This window comes from Stieleria sp. JC731 (assembly GCF_020966635.1).
Taxonomy (GTDB): domain Bacteria; phylum Planctomycetota; class Planctomycetia; order Pirellulales; family Pirellulaceae; genus Stieleria.
Genome location: NZ_JAJKFQ010000005.1, coordinates 330,478 through 349,945, shown reverse-complemented (window position 1 = coordinate 349,945; position 19,468 = coordinate 330,478). Strand labels below are relative to the sequence as shown.

Annotated in this window: 15 protein-coding genes; 6 read left to right on the top strand and 9 right to left on the bottom strand. The window is 53.4% G+C overall.

Annotation, left to right across the window (positions count from 1 at the left end; genetic code table 11):
- Positions 1–628 precede the first annotated feature (628 nt).
- Both LOC67_RS12440 and LOC67_RS12435 read left to right on the top strand, forming a co-directional pair.
- Positions 629–1,003 (top strand): hypothetical protein, encoded by a 375-nt coding sequence (locus tag LOC67_RS12440; RefSeq protein ID WP_230262928.1) that lies wholly within the window; start codon positions 629–631, stop codon positions 1,001–1,003.
- A gap of 333 nt (positions 1,004–1,336) precedes the next feature.
- Complete coding sequence (locus LOC67_RS12435; protein ID WP_230262927.1) at positions 1,337–1,921, top strand: O-methyltransferase; 585 nt, start codon at positions 1,337–1,339, stop codon at positions 1,919–1,921.
- A 58-nt stretch (positions 1,922–1,979) separates the two neighbouring features.
- Here LOC67_RS12435 and LOC67_RS12430 read toward each other — a convergent pair whose 3' ends face one another.
- The gene (locus LOC67_RS12430) at positions 1,980–2,645 is read right to left on the bottom strand and encodes a DUF3179 domain-containing (seleno)protein (protein ID WP_230262926.1); all 666 of its coding nucleotides are present in this window, start codon (positions 2,643–2,645) and stop codon (positions 1,980–1,982) included.
- Between the two features lie 975 nt (positions 2,646–3,620).
- Here LOC67_RS12430 and LOC67_RS12425 point away from each other — a divergent pair.
- Entirely contained in the window at positions 3,621–5,933 is a 2,313-nt protein-coding gene (locus tag LOC67_RS12425) for a glycoside hydrolase family 2 protein (protein WP_230262925.1), read from the top strand.
- 100 nt (positions 5,934–6,033) lie between these two features.
- Complete coding sequence (locus LOC67_RS12420) at positions 6,034–6,753, top strand: hypothetical protein (RefSeq protein WP_230262924.1); 720 nt, start codon at positions 6,034–6,036, stop codon at positions 6,751–6,753.
- Between the two features lie 20 nt (positions 6,754–6,773).
- On the opposite strand, the gene LOC67_RS12415 is transcribed toward LOC67_RS12420, so the two are convergent.
- The 7 genes from LOC67_RS12415 to rbsK all read right to left on the bottom strand — a co-directional run bounded on the left by LOC67_RS12415 (position 6,774) and on the right by rbsK (position 15,525).
- A complete protein-coding gene (locus tag LOC67_RS12415; RefSeq protein WP_230262923.1) occupies positions 6,774–7,958 on the bottom strand; it encodes a M12 family metallopeptidase in 1,185 nt (394 codons plus the stop codon).
- A 1,012-nt stretch (positions 7,959–8,970) separates the two neighbouring features.
- The gene (gene deoC, locus LOC67_RS12410) at positions 8,971–9,696 is read right to left on the bottom strand and encodes a deoxyribose-phosphate aldolase (RefSeq protein WP_230262922.1); all 726 of its coding nucleotides are present in this window, start codon (positions 9,694–9,696) and stop codon (positions 8,971–8,973) included.
- Between the two features lie 155 nt (positions 9,697–9,851).
- Entirely contained in the window at positions 9,852–10,898 is a 1,047-nt protein-coding gene (locus tag LOC67_RS12405; protein WP_230262921.1) for a nucleoside hydrolase, read from the bottom strand.
- Positions 10,895–11,902 carry an ABC transporter permease gene (locus LOC67_RS12400; protein WP_230262920.1) on the bottom strand — a complete coding sequence of 336 codons (1,008 nt, stop codon included), beginning with the start codon at positions 11,900–11,902 and terminating at the stop codon, positions 10,895–10,897. The genes LOC67_RS12405 and LOC67_RS12400 overlap by 4 nt, the downstream gene beginning before the upstream one ends.
- Positions 11,895–13,460, bottom strand: a complete 1,566-nt coding sequence (locus LOC67_RS12395; RefSeq protein ID WP_230262919.1) for a sugar ABC transporter ATP-binding protein — start codon at positions 13,458–13,460, stop codon at positions 11,895–11,897. The genes LOC67_RS12400 and LOC67_RS12395 overlap by 8 nt, the downstream gene beginning before the upstream one ends.
- A 4-nt stretch (positions 13,461–13,464) precedes the next feature.
- The gene (locus LOC67_RS12390) at positions 13,465–14,442 is read right to left on the bottom strand and encodes a sugar ABC transporter substrate-binding protein (protein ID WP_230262918.1); all 978 of its coding nucleotides are present in this window, start codon (positions 14,440–14,442) and stop codon (positions 13,465–13,467) included.
- A gap of 141 nt (positions 14,443–14,583) precedes the next feature.
- Positions 14,584–15,525, bottom strand: a complete 942-nt coding sequence (gene rbsK / locus LOC67_RS12385) for a ribokinase (protein ID WP_230262917.1) — start codon at positions 15,523–15,525, stop codon at positions 14,584–14,586.
- 304 nt (positions 15,526–15,829) lie between these two features.
- On the opposite strand from rbsK, the gene hisA reads away from it, so the two are divergent.
- Together hisA and LOC67_RS12375 are read left to right on the top strand one after the other, a co-directional pair.
- Complete coding sequence (gene hisA, locus LOC67_RS12380; RefSeq protein WP_230263744.1) at positions 15,830–16,558, top strand: 1-(5-phosphoribosyl)-5-[(5-phosphoribosylamino)methylideneamino]imidazole-4-carboxamide isomerase; 729 nt, start codon at positions 15,830–15,832, stop codon at positions 16,556–16,558.
- Between the two features lie 3 nt (positions 16,559–16,561).
- Positions 16,562–18,607, top strand: coding sequence for a prolyl oligopeptidase family serine peptidase (locus tag LOC67_RS12375; protein WP_230262916.1), 2,046 nt, complete (start codon positions 16,562–16,564; stop codon positions 18,605–18,607).
- 94 nt (positions 18,608–18,701) lie between these two features.
- Here the strand turns inward: LOC67_RS12375 and LOC67_RS12370 are convergent, their stop codons facing one another.
- Positions 18,702–19,436, bottom strand: coding sequence for an SDR family oxidoreductase (locus LOC67_RS12370; RefSeq protein ID WP_230262915.1), 735 nt, complete (start codon positions 19,434–19,436; stop codon positions 18,702–18,704).
- Positions 19,437–19,468: the final 32 nt, after the last annotated feature.

Below are 19,468 nucleotides of genomic sequence, written 5' to 3'. Positions count from 1 at the left end.
CAAGCGAATGTCAGGTCTACAGCCAGATAAACAGCTGTCGAATCATGGTCGACCGGAATCTCAAGGTCACAAGATGACGCCTGCGAACTCAGTTCTGACTTCCGATCTGAATGAGAACGGTCGTGATGATGAGAATGATGTGCGTGATCATGTCCGTCGACATGCACGTGCGGTCGACTCGCGTGTTCTAGCGGCGCAGAATCGCCCCAATGGAAATGTGGAGAAACATTCCCAAAGGTTAGAACTGGTAGCAATAAGAACGCGACAAACCGGTGCAAGCTCAGTCTCCAGAGGTGGCAGATGCTGCAGTATATGCTACCGCTAGCGATCGGTCCAAGAGCGGTTGCTTAGTAAATTCCCGCTTCTGTGCCCTCTTGCTGTTCTAAAGACGGTGAATCGGCGGAGCTAGTAGTACGCTGGCGTTTTCACAGCGACTCCATCAACGTGAGGTTCGCATCAAATTGATAAAAGGGAACACGAAGCGCCCCGTCGATCTCTAGTTATCCGATTGAAGCGACCCGGCGCACCAATGGGCTTTTCGTTTTGTCCTCCACTTGTGGTATGCGATCTACACCTTATCGTTTTGCTCGACAGATCTCGCAAACCTACAATTGACAGACGCGCAACTATGAAATCGACGGGCATCGGTGCGGTAATTGGCCTTCTTCTTTTCGCTCTTATCATAGCCGCAACCCCGGGTATCACTCAGTCTCCAGCATTGGTCGGGATCGTGCTGGTATGTGGAGCGGTGATTGGCTCTGTTTTTGGATTCGCATTGCATTTCTTGCGAACGCCCGATGAGCAGCGGTCCCCGAGCCTGAAATCCGAGTCCCTGGCCTTTGCTGCTAAAGGCAAGGGTAGCGCCACGACTGGTGCAATTTTGCTCGTCGTAGGGATGCTTTTCCTCGTCAATGGTTATTTGACAGGACGTGTACCGCTTCTAGGACTCGTCGGTGTTGTCGCTGGGATCTCATCGATCGCTGGTAGCATCTTTCGCAAATAATATCGCGACTCTTTGGATCGCTACACAATGGATATCCATCGCACGCACCGGGACGACCCTTGTAGCCAATGGACACCGCAACTGTGCGAGAAGTTGAGGCAAGGCAATTTTCTTCGCCGCGATGAACCAAGAGATGATCGACAAACAGAATGTCCCCTACAGCGCAGCAGGGGACCTCAATCTGTTAGTCCGGTCGTCTATCTTAAGCACAGCTCAGGCCTCATCGTAGCTGATGAGTATCCACATATTTGTTGGAACTATCGATGACTTGGGTCGCTGTAGTTCGAAGTGACTGTTCGGTTCGCCGCAGGAACGCATGCCACGGGAATAACCATGGAAATCGACGAGCTGCTCGATCAGATCTACACGACTGGTCAATTGAACGATGAGACCAGCGTCGACCGTTCGTCAAAAATGCTGAACATCACTCCATCCACCGGCGCATTTCTTGACCTATTGGTTTCGGATTTGAAACCAAAACGAATTCTTGAACTCGGCACCTCGAACGGCTACTCAACCATTTGGCTCGCCCGTGCGGCACAAAGAATTGGTGCGGTGATCGACACCGTTGATCACAGTCCTCGCAAAACGGAAATGGCTCGCGAGAACTTAGAACAGAGCGGATTGTTGAAAGATGTGACGCTTCACACAAGCGACGGCGGTGCTTTTCTGAGTCGCTGCCCGACGTCGACCTACCAGCTGGTATTTCTTGACTCCGACCGGTCCGCGTATCTGGACTGGGCGGACGACCTAATTCGCGTCACCCAGTTCGGATTGATCGTGGTCGACAACGCGCAGTCACACCCTGAAGAACTCGTTCCGCTGCGGCGATACCTTTCAGACAGTCAGCGATTCTCGCAAGCGGTGCTACCGATTGGCAAAGGCCAGCTGATCATTCATCAAACCACGCCTATCTAGCAAAGCCGCAATGGAAGTCGCACCGCAAAGCGATCCGACAGCTGAACTCTACCGGAGATCAAGGAATCCAAATTTTGGTTTCTTCATTGCTGCGGCGCCAGTCACCCCACGTCGTCCTTTCAAAAGGCAAGTCCATCAAAGGGAGGTTCTTGCTGGACTGGGCATAGAGCTCTCCATCTAGCTCGACAATCATCCGGTTGTAGATGTCCAAACCACCAATGTTCAGCGGAATCGACTCTTCTCGTTGATCCGTGACAACTCGAACACAGTTCGCTAAGTCACAATAGGTGACCGTCACCGCCTTATCGGCCAACATCATATTGAGAATATGGTTTTCAGGGCGGGCCATCGGCTCAAGCACAAAGGCGCACTCAACGCCGTCGACTTTGACACCGATCACTTCGGTCGAATCGCTAAGCGAGACAGACGCTTGATCTTGAAGAACTGGTTCGCTCCGCCCCTTGAACGAAATCAATGCCTGTATTTGAGGATGGTTATCGTTGCCAGCCATCTGCTTGCCGATCGCAGCTTCACGCGCTCGCTCAGCGGCAATCTGCTCTTCGGTCAGCGGCCGGAGCGTCAGTTGTCGCTGCGGGGAGAAAGTGTTCTTACTGTAAGCAAACAGACCGAGCGGAATTGAACAGCACACAATGCCCCCCATAATGATGCTGCTCAGATAGCTTTGTCGTTTCGTTTCGCTTAGATGTGGTTGTACTGTTGCCATGGTCGATTCGGCGGGTATGGCATCTGCCACTTGGCGGCAAATGTCTGTTCTCAACACCTCACGCTCCGATGCACTTCATCAAATGCCATTGCTTCCATGACATGACGAAGTATCGAGCACTCGATCAACGCGGCGACCGCCATTGCGAAACACTCTGGAGCATTCGGCAACTGATCTGGTTGATTGACAGTGCTTGGCGTAGGACGTTCGAATACCCTGCAATAAGGTGTGCGATCTTTCATCGTTGACCAGGATGATCAACGGATTGGTGTCCAGAACACTAGCGCTTCGTTCCAAATCGAATTTAGGATTAGCCGTATGGCGTTAGCCACGGTTTCAGTGCAATAACCAGGGCTAACGCCCGTCGGCTGATGAACCGAACCCGTATTTTCATATGGAACGATGTACTAGGGAGTGTTCTCAACAGTAGCTAACACGCCAATTGTGATGAGCTATCGCCTTTTTAGAGAATTAAAGACTTAGCTTTCTCATTCCTCCAGCAACATTAAGACTTCTTGAAGGTCCGGTGCGAATGAGAGCAAATCGTGCGTGCCCGCAGGGTATTCCAATCCACCATTGCAGGGCACTTCGTTTTCTCGAACTCGATTAGCTGGCGATCCCTATCAACGACACAGCCCAAGGATCGTGATCGACGCAAGCACCAGACCATTTCCTGCGTACACGCACGACCACGGTGCTCCCGGCCGGCCTGTCATCGATTTGCCAATAGTCCCGGTCGCGACGAAATGAGATCCGTCTAGGCCGACGCCAGCCTTGCGACCGTTTGATGCGGGGAAATCTGAACGCGTTGAAGTCTCGTCTCAGCCGACTGAGACACTTTGCGGACCCCGAAGTCGCCTTAGCGGCTGATAACGGATCGAAGCATGATTACGGACCGTCTCATGGCCGCCATTCGCATGGGTGGTAAGATACAGAATCCCCACATTTCCCTCCGTTGCTAGACGAATAGGTCACATGAAACTGGACTTCAAACGAACTGGCTCGCTGTTGGCCGCAGCGATGCTCTCGGTAGGGCTTCCTACCACCTTTCTCGCCAACACTCTGTTCCTCGGCAACTCTGTCCAGGGCCAAGAAATCGCCGATTCCTGGAAGTTTTCACTGAAACAACCGGCGGAAAACTGGACTAAGAGCGACTTTCGTGAAAGCGACTGGAAAGACGGCCAAGCTGGTTTCGGGACCCGCGACACTCCAGGTGCCCGTGTCGGCACTGTCTGGACGACCAATGACATCTGGCTGCGAAAAACTTTTTCGCTTCAAAACGTACCAGCGAATCCCGCCCTGCTGATCCACCACGACGAAAACGCGGAGATCTACATCAATGGCCAACTGGTGCTGGAGGTCGACGGATACACCTCTGAATACCAATTGATCAAGTTGCCAGCGTCGAAGCGAGCTGCACTGCAAACTGGCGAAAACCTGCTTGCGGTTCACTGCCACCAAACTCGCGGTGGCCAATTTATCGACGTCCATTTGGTCGACGCCAACAACGTGCCGGAATTGCCGCCGGCGCCACGCGTGACCAAGCCATTCGAATCTGAATTGATCACCACTTGGGGTGAACAGCTAACGGCCGATGACACCTGGACAGAATACCCTCGTCCGCAAATGCAGCGTGGCGATTGGACCAACCTGAACGGCAATTGGGACTATACGATTGCCGACGCAGACCAGACGCAGCTGCCTTCGGAATGGGCTGGCGAAATCCTCGTCCCGTTCTGCCTAGAATCAAAACTCGGTGGCGTTCAACGACTGCTGCATGAAAGCGAATCACTGTGGTACCACCGTGGCTTCCAAGTCGACTCGACCGAAAACAAACGCACGCTGCTAAACTTCGAAGCGGTGGACTATCGCTGCGAAGTCTTCGTTAACGGCCAATCGATCGGCAAACATGTCGGCGGAAACACACCGTTCACACTCGATGCGACGAAAGCTGTCAAAGTCGGCGATAACGAGCTTGTCGTTCGCGTCGAAGACGACACCGAAGCATGGCAATTACGTGGCAAGCAGGTGCTAAACGCTAACGGGATCTGGTACACCCAAGTCTCTGGTATTTGGCAGTCGGTGTGGATGGAACAGGTTTCCGAAAACTATCTAGAAGAATTGGAAATCAGCACCGATGTCGATAGCAAGTCGATCACCGTTGAACCGATCGTTGTCGGGACTGGAACTTCGAAGGTCACTGTCTATGACGGAGACACAATTGTCGGTACCGCTTCGGGCAACGGAAAGTTAACCGTCCAAGTGGCCAACGCAAAACTGTGGTCACCTAGCTCGCCCCATCTGTATGACTTGGTTGTCGAACTGATGGATGCCGATGGCAATGCGATCGACGAAGTGAAATCATATGCGGGAATCCGCAGCGTCGGCAAAATCAAAGACGCAGACGGAAACTGGCGATTCACGCTTAACGGTGAAGTGATCTTTCACTGGGGCCCACTGGACCAAGGTTGGTGGCCAGACGGATTGCTAACGCCTCCGTCAGATGAAGCGATGCTGTTTGATATCGAATGGCTGAAGCAAGCCGGATTCAATATGATCCGAAAACACATCAAGGTTGAACCTCGGCGTTACTACTACCACTGTGACCGTTTGGGAATGATGGTCTGGCAAGACCAAGTCAGTGGCGGACAGAACTGGCCCGCATGGACTCGGTTGGCTCCGAATCCGGTTGATGGTCAATGGCCTGACCAACATCACCAGCAATACATGGACGAACTGGAGTGGATGATCGACTCGCTCGAAAACCATCCATCAATTGTTTGCTGGGTTCCGTTTAACGAAGCCTGGGGACAACACCGGACAGTCGAAGTCGGTCAATGGACCGTCAAACGAGACCCCAGCCGACTGGTCAACATTGCCAGTGGCGGCAACTTCTGGCCTGCCGGTGACATCGTCGACGCCCATGCCTATCCACACCCAAGCTTCCCTTACCACCAAGGCCCCGACGGACGCTTTGATGACTTCATCAAAGTGGTTGGTGAATTCGGTGGTCACGGCTATGCCGTTCGCGGTCACCTTTGGGAAGAAGGCCGTCGTAACTGGGGCTACGGCGGATTGCCCGAATCAAAGGAAGAGTACGAGCAACGCTATGCGACTTCGCTCGAAAAGCTAAATGACCTTCGACGTGGTGGTATCGCTGCCGGTGTCTACACCCAGACCACGGACGTCGAAGGTGAAATCAATGGCCTGATGACCTACGACCGCAAAGTGATCAAAATCCCTGCGGATGAACTCAATAAAATGCATCGCGTATTGTTTCAGAAGTAACTCTGCAAACGAACACTGAGCTGAACTTCGGATGGCCGATCGGTAAAACGATCGGCCATTTTTGTTGAATTGGCGCACTCAAAATCGAAGCGTCGGGCACATGACATCTATGTCCAACGCCAAGAAACTATTTCTGCCATTCGCTTGCATCTGCCTGATTCTCGCAAGCTTTGCCTGTGGCGTTCTGATGCCCGCGTTCTATGACTGGACAGGTGCGGATCAAAGCCGTCCTGCTCCTATCGTGCCTCGCCTTGCGATTGGTTTTGTTGTCTCAGCCCTCATCGGATGCGTTTTGCTTCCGTGGGTTCCAATTCAACAGCAGGATCGTTGGCAGGCCCCACAGAAGCCTCGATTTACACTACAGAGACTTCTAATCACCGTTACGGTCTGTGCTATCGCATTCGTTCCGCTAAAGATTGTCAGTCTCACAGCGTGCGTCTTGCTACTGGGATCTGCGGTTGCCTCTGCCTGCGTCCAGGCAAAGCGATTTGCACACACAAGACTATTGACACTCTGCTTATTGGCCTGCATCTGGGCCCCTTTCGGCTGGGCGTTCGCCCCTTGGAAAGATGCGGACACAAATATCGCGATCCTGCTGACAGTCAGTCCCGCATTGTTGGAGCTGTTGTACCTCGGTTCCCTCGTCGGCGAGCATGCCGAGAAGCTAGCGCACTTCAGTGCCATCATTACGGCACTCAAAATCTACCTCGGCAGCCTTTTGATCCGTTCAGGCCCACGTCGCGGATTGGGCTACTGTGTTGCGACGATCATCGTTTCCCTGATGGGTTCGTTTGCGCTGCATGCACTTTATCGGATGTAGGAAATCGCAAACGCGATCGTCTACCAAAGCATCACGGCAGTGTCGCCGGTCGACCAATTTAGATACAACCGAATCCGCAGAACGTACTTTCGCCCTCGTACCAATCGAGTCGTAATTTTTGCGTTCAAGTCGGTCCCGCTATCATCGTCGCCAGCCACATACTCCAACTCACCATTCACATCTTCAAACAACACCATGACGACATCTGATCGTCCAAAGGTTTGAATCGTATATTCGTCGGAACGGTCAGGTTCGATTACATAGTCTTTTTGCTCGCCGGAACCGATCGACAACATTTCCAATTCGAACGGATTTAGCTTTCGATACCGCCGCGGATCCATCGGGGGATAGAACTTGCGCACTTCGCTCTTGTCAACCTCGGTCAATCCATCCGTTGGGTTCAAGCCACTGCTGTACTCTGATGGTTCTAGAATTAGACCGGCAGCGAACCCGTAGTGCATGATCGAATTGGGATCCCACTGTGATCCCTCGACTTCGTTGGGACTTAGTTTCCTGAGAACGTTGTGGTACGTCTGCTGCCTTGACCAGTAGTTCGGCGCCCCTGCGAAATACTGGTACACCGCATCTTCATTCCAAACGATCCCGGAGAAGGGGTTTTGGTGCTCATGAGGGAATCCCAATGTATGACCGATCTCGTGAACCGGAGTATCGACACCGCCTCCACGTGGATCCTGAGTCAAATCCCATCCGAAATTCATCGTTCGCTCATGACGGCCGGGAATGTCAATCACGTCACGACCAACGTAAGACCAGGCACCATCACCTCGCTTAAAACCGATTCTGATTTGGGCATCGTCAATGTTGGAAACCTCTTCGAATTCGATTCCGATCCCAACATCCTCCCAGACCTGAAAACCTTGCCGTACGAGATCAAGGTTACTCGAATCACCTCGATAAGGCGCATCTTCGAAAAAGTAGTACTTTAGTTTTGTACCGTTGACCCATTTCTTTCCCATGTATCGCAGCAAGCCTTCGCGATAGGGCGATACATCTGGGCTATAGATTCGCTCGGCGACAACCGGCATGGTACAAGAGCCAACCCCATGGGAGACCGCCTGTTTTCCTTGATCAGCGCTGTCTTTAGATGGAGATGTTGCCTTCGAATTCGAGCCCGACTCCAGCTTGTTCAATCGTTTAACGATTTGATTTAGCTGAGACTGTATTGCGTCCAGTTTGTCCGGCATGTTTGCTTCCTCGAAAAAATACCAACGAATACACCACAGCAGCCCCTCCAAGGGGACTGCAGATGCCCCGGCAGCGATTGTAGAGATTCATGGTGGGTGAAGCAAAAAGAAGTGACAAATTACGCGACATCGGCTGTCGCTTTGGCGTCAAGCTTGGGCTGATTTGACACGAGAGATAACTCAACTGGGCGAATAGAAATCCGACGCTAGCGCGTTGACGGCTCAGATACCCAAACCAACCTGAGCCGCTTCGGCGTTTGCCGCGGTTGGATCAACCACAAACGTCAAGCATCAAGAAACCGACGCTAGCGCGTTAACGGCTCAGATGCCCAAACCGACATGAGCCGCTTCGGCGCTAGCCGCGGTTGAATTAACCACAGACGATGCACATCAAGAAACCGACGCTAGCGCGTTAGCGGCTCAGATACCCAAACCAAAATGAGCCGCATCGGCGCTAGCCGCGGTTGAATCAACCACAGACGATGCACCTCAAGAAACCGACGCTAGCGCGTTAACGGCTCACATGCCAAACCAAAATGAGCCGCATCGGCGTTAGCCGCGGTTGAATAAACCACGGACGATGCACCTCAAGAAACCGACGCTAGCGCGTTAACGGCTCACATGCCAAACCAAAATGAGCCGCATCGGCGTTAGCCACGGTTGAATCAACCACAGACGATACACATCAAGAAACCGACGCTAGCGCGTTAACGGCTCAGTTGCCCAAACCAACCTGAGCCGCTTCGGCGCTAGCCGCGGTTGAATAAACCACGGACGATGCACCTCAAGAAACCGACGCTAGCGCGTTGACGGCTCAGATACCCAAACCAAAATGAGCCGCTTCGGCGCTAGCCGCGGTTGTATGTACCACAGACGTTACACATCAAGAAACCGACGCTAGCGCGTTAACGGCTCACATACCCAAACCAACATGAGCCGCTTCGGCGCTAGCCGCGGTTGAATCAACCACAAACGTCAAGCATCAAGAAACCGACGCCTAGTAGATCACTGCCTAGTAGCCACTTGGATTTGCGATATCGGCAATGTTGATCTCGGGAAGCCCAAGATTCTTGCGAACTTCATCGAGCATCGGCTTTGTTTTGCTCGCGCCAACTCGGCTGACCCCGAGTTCACGAACCTTGATCAATGTCTCCGCATCACGAACTCCGCCAGCGGCTTTAACTTGGACATGATCCGCAGCGTGTTTTCGCATCAGTGTCAAATCTTCGATCGTCGCTCCGCCGGTACCATAGCCCGTCGACGTCTTCACCCAATCCGCATTCAGTTCACTGCAGATCTCGCAGAGTTTGATCTTTTGGCTATCGTCCAGATAGCAGTTTTCAAAGATCACCTTGACCTTTTGACCGGCCTCATGGACAGGCTCGATGACTGCTTTGATGTCGGCCGTGACATAATCCCAATCGCCGCTCAGCACCTTCGAAATGTTGACCACCATGTCAAACTCTTGGCAGCCATCTTTGATCGCCTGCTCAGTCTCGGCGACTTTGATCGCGGTGGTGTGTCCACCGTGCGGGAAACCGATGGTGGTTGAGGCTTGGACAGTGCTACCGTCCAACAATTCGGCACAGCGTTTCAGATAGTACGGCATGATGCAAACACTGGCGACGTCGTACGCAAGGGCCAACGCGATGCCCTCTTCCAGCGTTTTGTCGGTCATTGTTGGATGCAACAATGAGTGGTCGATCATCTTGGCCAGGTCTTCGTAGCTATATGCCATCGGAACAAACTCCGGAATTTGTTTAAGTGTCTTGTGTCTTGTTCAGCGGGAAAGTTTACCGCACATGACCAAACTTTGACACTCGGCAAGGCATCGAAACCACGCCCCGCCAAAGGAGGGCAACACATGGTCGGTTGCCACCGCGATTGACTCCATTATCGACACGGCGGCTGGCTGGAAAGAGCTCGCTGAACCTCAATCACTCGCACCGCCTGACGCTCATCCATTGTCAGCAAACGATCTCTTCCGTCTTTGCCCGGTTTGAACTCGGTGTATCCTTCGTCATCGACGGTGACCTTTCCGGTTTCCGAAAGGTCAAAATAGTTGTCATCGGCCCGCACCGCGTATAGCACACTGGTTAAGTCCCACGTCGGTCGATCGTGATTCGGGCCGCTATGAAGCAAATAAGCTTCGCGAACAATGTGATGCTCTCGATAAGCGAAGTCGCGGGCGATGCTTTCTCGCGGATAGGGCGCGGCCAAGCCAATCCTAAATTCGCTCCAGACGACAGGTACGTCTTCCGGACAAAGCTTTGCAAATCGCTGCATCGCATCAATGCCATTGATCACGTTGGCTTCGGGGTGTCGATCCTTATTCATCACCGGACCAAAACTGCCGGCCATGACGGAAATCAACTTACATTTCTGACGAAGTAAGTCGCTTCCGTTTAGAGGACTGATCTCATCCGGTGGGGACTGCAACAGCTCCGCTAGATTACTTGCCAAACCGACTTGAATGATGACCAAAGCGTTGTCTTCGCTTTCGGCAAGGACTTTGCGTAGCACGCTGACTGCCGATGGGACATCGTCACTTGTCTGAACATCATGAGGATAGCGAAGCTGCTGACCATCTTTGACCTTGCAGACGTCCAGGTATCGGCTGGTTCGACGCTGCGCATCGCGTGTTGCCCCGATCGGAATATCAGGCCGCCCATAAAACGTATTGACCGCGTCGACAAATGGTGCCGCCATCGTATTGATTTTTGAAATGGTCACCGCTTTCAGTTCGCACTCACCGCGATCTTCCAACGCATGCAACATCGCGAGCGCCAAAACATCGTCGCAGTCACCGGTGATATCCGTGTCGAAGACAACAGGTACCGGTGTTTTATCCTGAGCTGGCAACACTATGTCAGCCTGCGAATAAGCGTTGGCGGTAAGGATCCCTATCAAAAATGCAAACAACCCCAAACGACGGTTCATGATTTCTCCTCGCGAGAAATGCGTTGACGTAGTGAATCGAGCAGTACGGCTAGAATGATCACACCACCGGTAATCACTTGCTTGATGGCGTCATCAACACCCATTTGGGCAAGTCCCGATTGCAGCACGGCGATGATTAGCACTCCGATGAACGATGCGACGACGCTGCCGCGGCCTCCCATCAAACTTGTTCCACCAATCACGCAAGCCGCAATGGCAGATAGCTCCAAGCCCCGCGCCGCATTTGGGTCCGATGTCAGCAAGCGCCCGGTGTGTGAGATTGCGGCAAGCCCACACAAAAACCCGCTGATCGCAAACGTCGTGATAAAGACCGGCGCGGTACGGATACCACTCATCTTCACCGCTTCTTTGTTGGTCCCGATCGCAATGCAATAGCGGCCATAGATTGTCTGAGTCAACAAAAACTGAGCCAATAAGACCGTCAGCACCGCGATCAGAAACGAAGGGGAAAGCGATATGCCAGGCAGCGGTTCGCCAAACCATTCGAACCGACTGCCGATATAAATTGACTGCGAATCACTGATCAGCTTTGTAGCGCCACGCGCCATTTCAAGCATCCCGAGCGTGACGATGAACGACGGAATAGCAAACCAAGCAGAGACAAATCCGTTGCAAAACCCGCAAAGCGTTGTCGTGACCATGCATAGCGCAATTGCGCTGGCCACACCCAATTCATACTCGCTCATCGCGACCCCGATCACGGCTGCCCCCAGCGCCAGCAGCGAGCCGACCGAAAGATCGATCCCGGCAACAATCAGGACCAAGGTCATGCCAACGGAAACAAAGATCAGATCGGGACTGCTGTTGGCGATCGTCAATGCGGTTTGAACTCGAAAGAAATTATCGGTCTGAATCGAGAACAGGACGATCAGAATCAAAAGCACAGCCAGTAGACCTGCGTACTCGACTACAGACGCGATCACACGTCGGTGGAGTACGACAGCATGGGAGTGACCGTTTGTGGATCGCTTTTCACTAACCATTGCTGCCTCCAGAAACTTTGCCAGAGGGCTGTTCAAAGCTGGCTTGCAGTATCAAATCTTCACTCCACTGATCACGGCTGAAAGTACGAATCAAGTGACCATGATTCATCACCGCAATCGTGTCGCAAGTTTCAAATAGCTCATCCAAGTCACTGCTAACAATCACGATTCCTTTTCCCGACGCGGCAATCTCATCAAACAGCTTGTAAATTCGTCTTCGCGCACCGACATCAATTCCGCGAGTCGGTTCGTCAAACAAGTAAACTTCGGCGTCGTTTGCCAACCACTTTGAAATCGCAACCTTTTGTTGATTGCCGCCGCTAAGCGTTCTGACAGACTGTTCAATCGATGTGCAACGTGTTTCCAAACTCTGACAAAGCTCCCCGCTTTTGCGAGATTCCTTGGCACGCCGCACAAAACCAAATCTGGAAAGTTTTCTTCGCAGTGCGGCAAGAGAGACGTTCGCCCGAATAGACTGGGGCAACAGCAAGCCGTTGTCTTTGCGGTCTTCGGTCACCATCGCTAAACCAGATGCAACCGCTTGATGCGGGTGGCGAAACCGGCGAGCCGATCGGGAACCAACCGTGACGGTCCCCGAGGAAGCGACATCGGCACCAAAGACGGCCCTTAGAAGCTCTGTCCGCCCGCTGCCGACCAACCCAGTGATACCGAATTTTTCGCCCGCGCGGACGGTGATCGAAAAATTACGGACCATACCGGAACAGACGGAATCAATCTTCAGTACTGGCGGTTTGTTGGTGTCGACAAAGGATCGAAACGTCTCGCCAGCCGGTCCCCTTTTGACATCGTCCCCACTCATCAAATCGACCATGTCCTCGGTCGACAGGGCCTCGGTCGACCCCGCAGAGATGTGCTCAGTACGGATGTTCTTAGTGCAGATGTATTGGCCGTCGCGAAGCACGGTAACACGTTCTGCCATACGTTTCACTTCGTCAAGTCGATGCGAGATATAGACCATCCCGACTCCGCGACGCTTCAATTCGTCTAGCTGCTCGAACAAACGCTCAGTTTCCGAACCCGATAGTGCAGCGGTCGGTTCATCCAAGATCAGCACCTTGCATTGCCGCGATAGCGCCCCAGCGATTTCGACCATCTGCCGCTGGCCCACGCCAAGCTTTGACACCAACATTCGCGGATCAAGATGCCCTAGTCCCAGTCGACTGAGCGCTTCGCGGGCATCATCGTTCAACTGCGATCGACGAATGACGCCGGCTCGATTGGGAAGCCTCGACAGGCTGATATTCTCGGCGATGCTCAGCGTAGGAATGAGATTCAGTTCCTGCTGGATGATCTGCACGCCAGCCAATTCGGCAGACTGCTTGTTTGCAGGCTGATAAGGTTTACCAGAAAGCTCCATTGATCCCTGCGTGACAGAAGTTAGACCTGCGATCATCTTGCAGAGCGTACTCTTTCCGGCACCATTGGCCCCGAGCAGCGCATGGATTTCGCCGGGGGCGAGATCAAATGAGACATCGCGCAGCACAGTGACTTTGCCATAGCGTTTGGTCATCGCGTTGGCCGTCAAAATTCGGCTCACGCGGCTATTCCCCTGGTGCCGATTCCAGTGTTTCCGCTGTCACCAGATCAACGGGAGTTTCAGTGTCGCTGGCTTTCCAATCGGGTTTGGCAATTTGCTTCAGAGCCAATTCGATCCCAAAAACGGCTAACTGATCGGCGTGTTGGTCTGCAGTCGCGAGGACTTTGCCGGACTTCAACGCATCTTGAATCGCCGAAATATTGTCAAACCCGACAATTAAAACATCGCCACTCTTGCCGGCCGATTTGACGGCGGCAATTGCACCGAGTGCCATCGAATCGTTTGCCGCCAAAATCGCTTTGACATCTGGATGCTCACTCAGGATTGATGACGCAATCGTATTCGCGTTGCTCATCTCCCACTGTGCACTTTGCTTGGAAACAACCTCTGCACCAAGTTCAGCCATGGCGTCTTCGAAACCGGCAACGCGTTGCTGTGAGTTTTCGGCCGTTTGGATGCCTTCCAAAATGGCGACCTTGTCACCTTTGGCAAGCTTGCCTGCCAAGTAGTCGCCCACCTTTTTTGCGCCGCTTCGATTGTCGGGGCCGACGAAAGGGATTTCGATCGATTCGGCTTTCAATACTTCGGGGTCCAACTTGTTGTCGATATTGACGACGACGATGCCCTGCTTCATGGCTTTCCGCAGTGCGGGAGCGAGTGCTTTGGAGTCCGCCGGTGCAATCACGATCGCATCAACACCCGCAGAAATCATCTCGTCAACCAATGCGACTTGGCCGCTTAGATCAGTCTCTTCTTTGATGCCGTTGACGATCAGCGAGTATTCAACTTCATGGGCTTCGGCATGTTCTCGAGCACCGTCGGCCATGGTCGAGAAGAACTCGTTGGCAAGCGACTTCATCACCAAAGCGACTTTCGGTTTGCCATCGCTATCCGCATTCGCCCCACCATCTGTCGAAGTCGACTTTGACGAGCAGCCGCTTAGGGTCAGGCTGCACACTAGCAGGGCAAGTATATAGATCACGCTTGTTTTCGACCCGCATATTTTCAACGCGATCGATTTTTCAACTGCGACTAGAGTTCGCATCTTGTTCGGTAGGAAGGAGGAGGGAAGGCAGGGTCGGCCAAGCATCGTCGACGCTCGAAACGGTGGACCGCAATCTTATCAGACATCGCTATCGTGTGGTGCCAACGATGCCGCGAATCGATCGACTTGATCCGCAAAAGGCAAACTCGGTTGGGCACCCGCGGTCGATGCCGCAAGTGCGCCAGCTGCATTGGCAAGTTGAACGGATTTTTGCAGGCCGATTCCCATCGCTAGGCGAACGGCAAGCGTGCCGGCAAAAGCATCACCGGCTGCCGTGGTATCGACCGCGTTGATTGGAAAACTAGGAATCATCGTTGCCGATAATCCGTCGTGAACGATCGTCCCTTGGTCGCCTAGGGTAATGATCGCGACTTGTGCTCCGGAACGCTGCAAGGATTCAGCGACCTGCATCGCTTGGTGGATGTCACCACATGGTTGGCCCGTGATCGATGCCGCTTCGCTTTCGTTCGGACAGATCACATCCACATTTAAAAGCGAGGGCGGAAGGACGCTCGCTGGCGCGGGATCTAAAATCACTTTGACGTTCGCAGATCGAGCAATTTCGATTGCCGCTTCGACTGACCGAAGCGGTGTTTCAAGCTGCACCATCAGCACATCGCTTTGCCGAATGACATCGGCATGCTGATGCACATCATCGATCGCAACGCGTCCATTCGCTCCAGGCACAACGATGATCGAGTTTTCGCCGCTTTGTTCGACCGCAACCACAGCGACGCCCGAGGGAGTTTGTTCGGTGATTTGCACACTTTCGCAGCCCACGCCCTGCTCCCGCAGGTGGTTCAGCAAAGTCTTTCCGAAACCGTCATCACCGACGCGACCGATCAAGTGAACGTCGGCGCCTGCACGGGCTGCAGCGACCGCCTGGTTCGCGCCTTTTCCGCCTGGGATTTCTGAAAAGTGATTGGCACTGATGGTTTCACCGGGGCGCGGCAGGTTTTCACAACGAACGACCAGATCCATATTGATCGAACCGAGTACAGCAATCCTGGGACGAGACATGTCGGGCGGCGGGTTCAGGGGTGGCAGCAGAAAACGACGGTGGACGCAGATGGGCAAAACGCCAATTCGAAAGGGCGCTTTCGCAGTTTGTTCACGGCAGTGTCGTCGTGGTAATTCTGTTATCGCGATGCGAAAGGGAAATCAGTGTAGCTGATCGAACCGAGGCCTGATGGATGTGTCAAAACAATCGTGAACCGATGCTCGTCCGCCAAATCGTGGCTGGTCAATTGAAGCTTGATTCGCGATGCTTTGCGGACGCATTGACTATGGATCTTTCCCTATTTTTGAAACTGTCACGCTCATGATGGAAATCTGGCCCGCGATTGATCTTCGACACGGCAAACCGGTTCGCTTGCGCCAGGGCGACTACGACCAGCAAACCACGTTTGGTGACGATCCGGTCGACTTCGCGATCAAATGGAAAGAACTGGGAGCCAAGCGTTTACACTTGGTGGACCTCGATGCCGCACGTGGAGATGACCCAACTGCGAACCGTGAAGCGGTCCGTCGAATCGTGGCGGAGACGGGCCTTCCCTGTCAGATGGGTGGTGGTGTCCGTGATGAATCGGCAATCGAAGCACTGCTTGAGGTCGGATTGTCACGTTTGGTGGTCGGATCAGCGGCGTTGAAACGGCCCGACTGGTTTGCGGCGATGTGCGATGCCTATCCCAAAAAACTTGCCGCCGGCATTGATGCTCGTGATGGAATGGTTGCGACCGACGGCTGGCTGGAAACCAGCAGCACACCGGCAGTCGATCTGGCTCAACAGCTACGCGAGAAAACATCCAATATCGCCGCGATCATTTACACCGACATTGCTCGCGACGGCATGATGAATGGGCCAAATTTTGACGGGCTGCGTCAGATGGCCGATGCGACCGACATTCCCTTGGTCGCTAGTGGTGGCGTAACGACCTACGACGACGTCTCAAAGCTGGTCGAAATGGGCATGCCAGCAGCAATCGTTGGCCGGTCAATCTATGATGGTGTGATGCAACTGGATCAAGTCATCGAAATCGCAGGAGACTGCTAACCAATGAGAATTTCGTTCCGCTTTCTTTTCGTCGCCGTCGCGATGCTGGCCTCAGGTTTGCATTGCTCTGAGCCAGCCCAAACCGCGGAACCGAAATTCAAACGACTGCCGCCCGATGGAATTGAAATTGACCAGTCGACGCATTCCGCTTTGACGCAGCGTTTGACGCGACTGCAAAACAAGCTTGATCAAGCGATCGCGAATTCCAAAGATGCTCAATTGTGGCAAGCCGATGTCGAGGTCTTGCTGCGTTCGGTCCGTTTGGCACTCGAGCAACACTTGTTCTTCAAGGCATCGCAGACCCAAGATGCCGACAAGCTATTGAACGAAGCCGAGCGCCGGATCGACGCGGCGTCGGCGGGAACAAGAGGTCTAGAACTTCTTGGCTTTGACGCATCGAAAAACGATCAACCTCAACCTCTGGTTGCCGGATTCGTTTCCAGGATCGACGATTCGGTTCAGCCGTTTGGGATCGTCGTGCCGGCCGGCTATTCTGATGACCAGATCGATCAGCCAACACGCATGGACGTCTGGCTGCATGGTCGCGGCGACACAAAGACCGAGATCCCATTCCTTGTCGAGCGAATGACCAAGGTTGGGCAGTACGCACCAGAAAAAACGATCGTACTGCATCCGTTTGGTCGGCACTGCAATGCGTTCAAATTCGCTGGCGAAACAGACGTCTACGAATCAATCGAAGCCGCGAAGCGATTCGCCACCATTGATCCTGACCGCATTTCGATACGTGGGTTTTCCATGGGTGGCGCCGGATGTTGGCACATGGCAGTCCATGATCCTTCTCAATGGTTTGCCGCGAATCCGGGCGCAGGATTTGTCGACACGATTGTCTATCAAGGATGGCAGGACAAGACACCGTTTCCAATAACGCCGACGATGCAAAAACTTTTGCGTTGGTACGATGTCCTACCCTGGGTTGGCAACCTGCAAGGCACCAACGTCATCGCCTACAGCGGCGAAATCGACAAACAGAAACAAGCGGCCGATCGCGTTGTCGAGAAAGCCAATGAACTGGGATTCGAATTTCCCTATGTGATCGGTGCCGAGATGGGGCACAAAATCGATCCCGAGTCAGCAACAAAAATCGACAACCAACTCGCGTCTTGGGCTAGCAGTGCTTCAAAGCCATCGGCCTTGCCTCGTCCCGAAATCGAATTCACGACCTTTACACTTCGCTACAGCCAAGCGGACTGGGTTCGTGTGACCGGTATGCGAGAACACTGGACCGAGGCATCAGTCAAAGCCAGCGTGGATTCTGACACGGGCTCAATCAAAGCCGTGACCTCCGGTGTAACACACCTGGAATTCGACTTTTCAAAATCCGGTTGGTCCGGTCCCGCCGGCGGAGTCAATCTGGATATCGATGGTGAGAAAGCCGTTGCCGTCGACACAGGTAATCTACGCGGTTTTCAATGCCGGCTCCGCAAGGTCGGCAATGAATGGACATTGGATGATGACCGCGACAGCTTGCGCAAAAGACCTGGCATGCAAGGCCCGATCGACGACGCGTTCTGCGAAAGATTCGTGATCGTTTTGCCAAGTCGGCCCGCACGACACGGTCGGGTCCAACGCTGGATCGATCGCGAAACCGAGTATTTGCAACAGCGTTGGAAACGACTGATGCGAGGCGACGTTCAAGTGGTCACCGATCGCGAATTGACGGACGATCAGATCGCGACCTGCAATCTGATCTGTTTTGGTGACTTCACAAGCAATCGGTACCTGTTTGATGTCGCCGATCAACTGCCGATAAAGTGGACTCGAGAAAAGCTGGTCGTCGGTGATCAAGTTTATGACCCGGCCAACTATGCACCGGTACTGTGCTGTCCGAATCCACTAAACCCCAAACGGTATCTCGTCATCAACAGCGGCATGACGTTTCGAGAATTTTCCAACGCCAGCAACAGTCGCCAAATCGCAATGCTGCCGGACTATGCAGTGATCGATGTGACCGAAGAAGACGATTCGATCACCACCGGCTCCATCGTCCAGCAAGGATTCTTTGACGAGCAATGGAAGCTTGCACCGTGATCACTGGACGATGGATCACTGGACGATGGATCAAAGTCGGCGAATTCTGCCTAGTCCTGCTAGCGAACAAATTAAATCGCTTGCGGAGTCGTCCTTAGACCCATTCTTGCTTCGTTGGCTTGACGACAACTTCAGGAACGTTCGCACGAGGTGGCAACGCACAGATCGTCGCGACGACTTCGGCGATGTCTTCGGGTTGCAGAATCGAATCCTTGTGCTCTTGCGAGACCGGTGCAGGACGATTGTCCAAAATAGGCGTGTTGACTTCGCCTGGGTAAACGTTCGTAATCCGAACGCCTTCGTTCCGCACTTCGTTGCTGATCGCGGTACCAAGCGCGGTCATTGCGAACTTACTCGCGCAGTAGACCACACCGCCCAACGTGATCGCGCGCTTTCCGGCGACCGACGAAATGTTAACGACCAAACCATCGCCACGTTCACGCATCGCTGGCAGCACTTCGTAAATGCAACGGTAAGCGCCGCTGGCATTGATTTGCATCACTCGGTCCCAGTCCTCAGGAACCATTTCGGCCATCGTCCGCTTTTGAATATTGATCCCGGCACTGTTGACCAAGATGTCCGGGTCGCCAAAGTGAGACTTAACGGCCGAGAAGAACGCCTTGACGCTCTCGGGATCGGCAACATCGATCGTGTGGCAAAAAACGGGTGTTTCCGACTCAATCGCACCAGCGACACTTTCGAGTTTTTCCAGGCGGCGACCGCCGATCGCGACACGGCAGCCCAAGCTGGCCAACTTTTTCGCAACGCCCTCTCCGATCCCGGTTCCGCCACCCGTGATTGCGACGACCTTTCCTTTCAACTGACTCACTGAGATTACCTACGTTGATCTGAGCAAAAAAA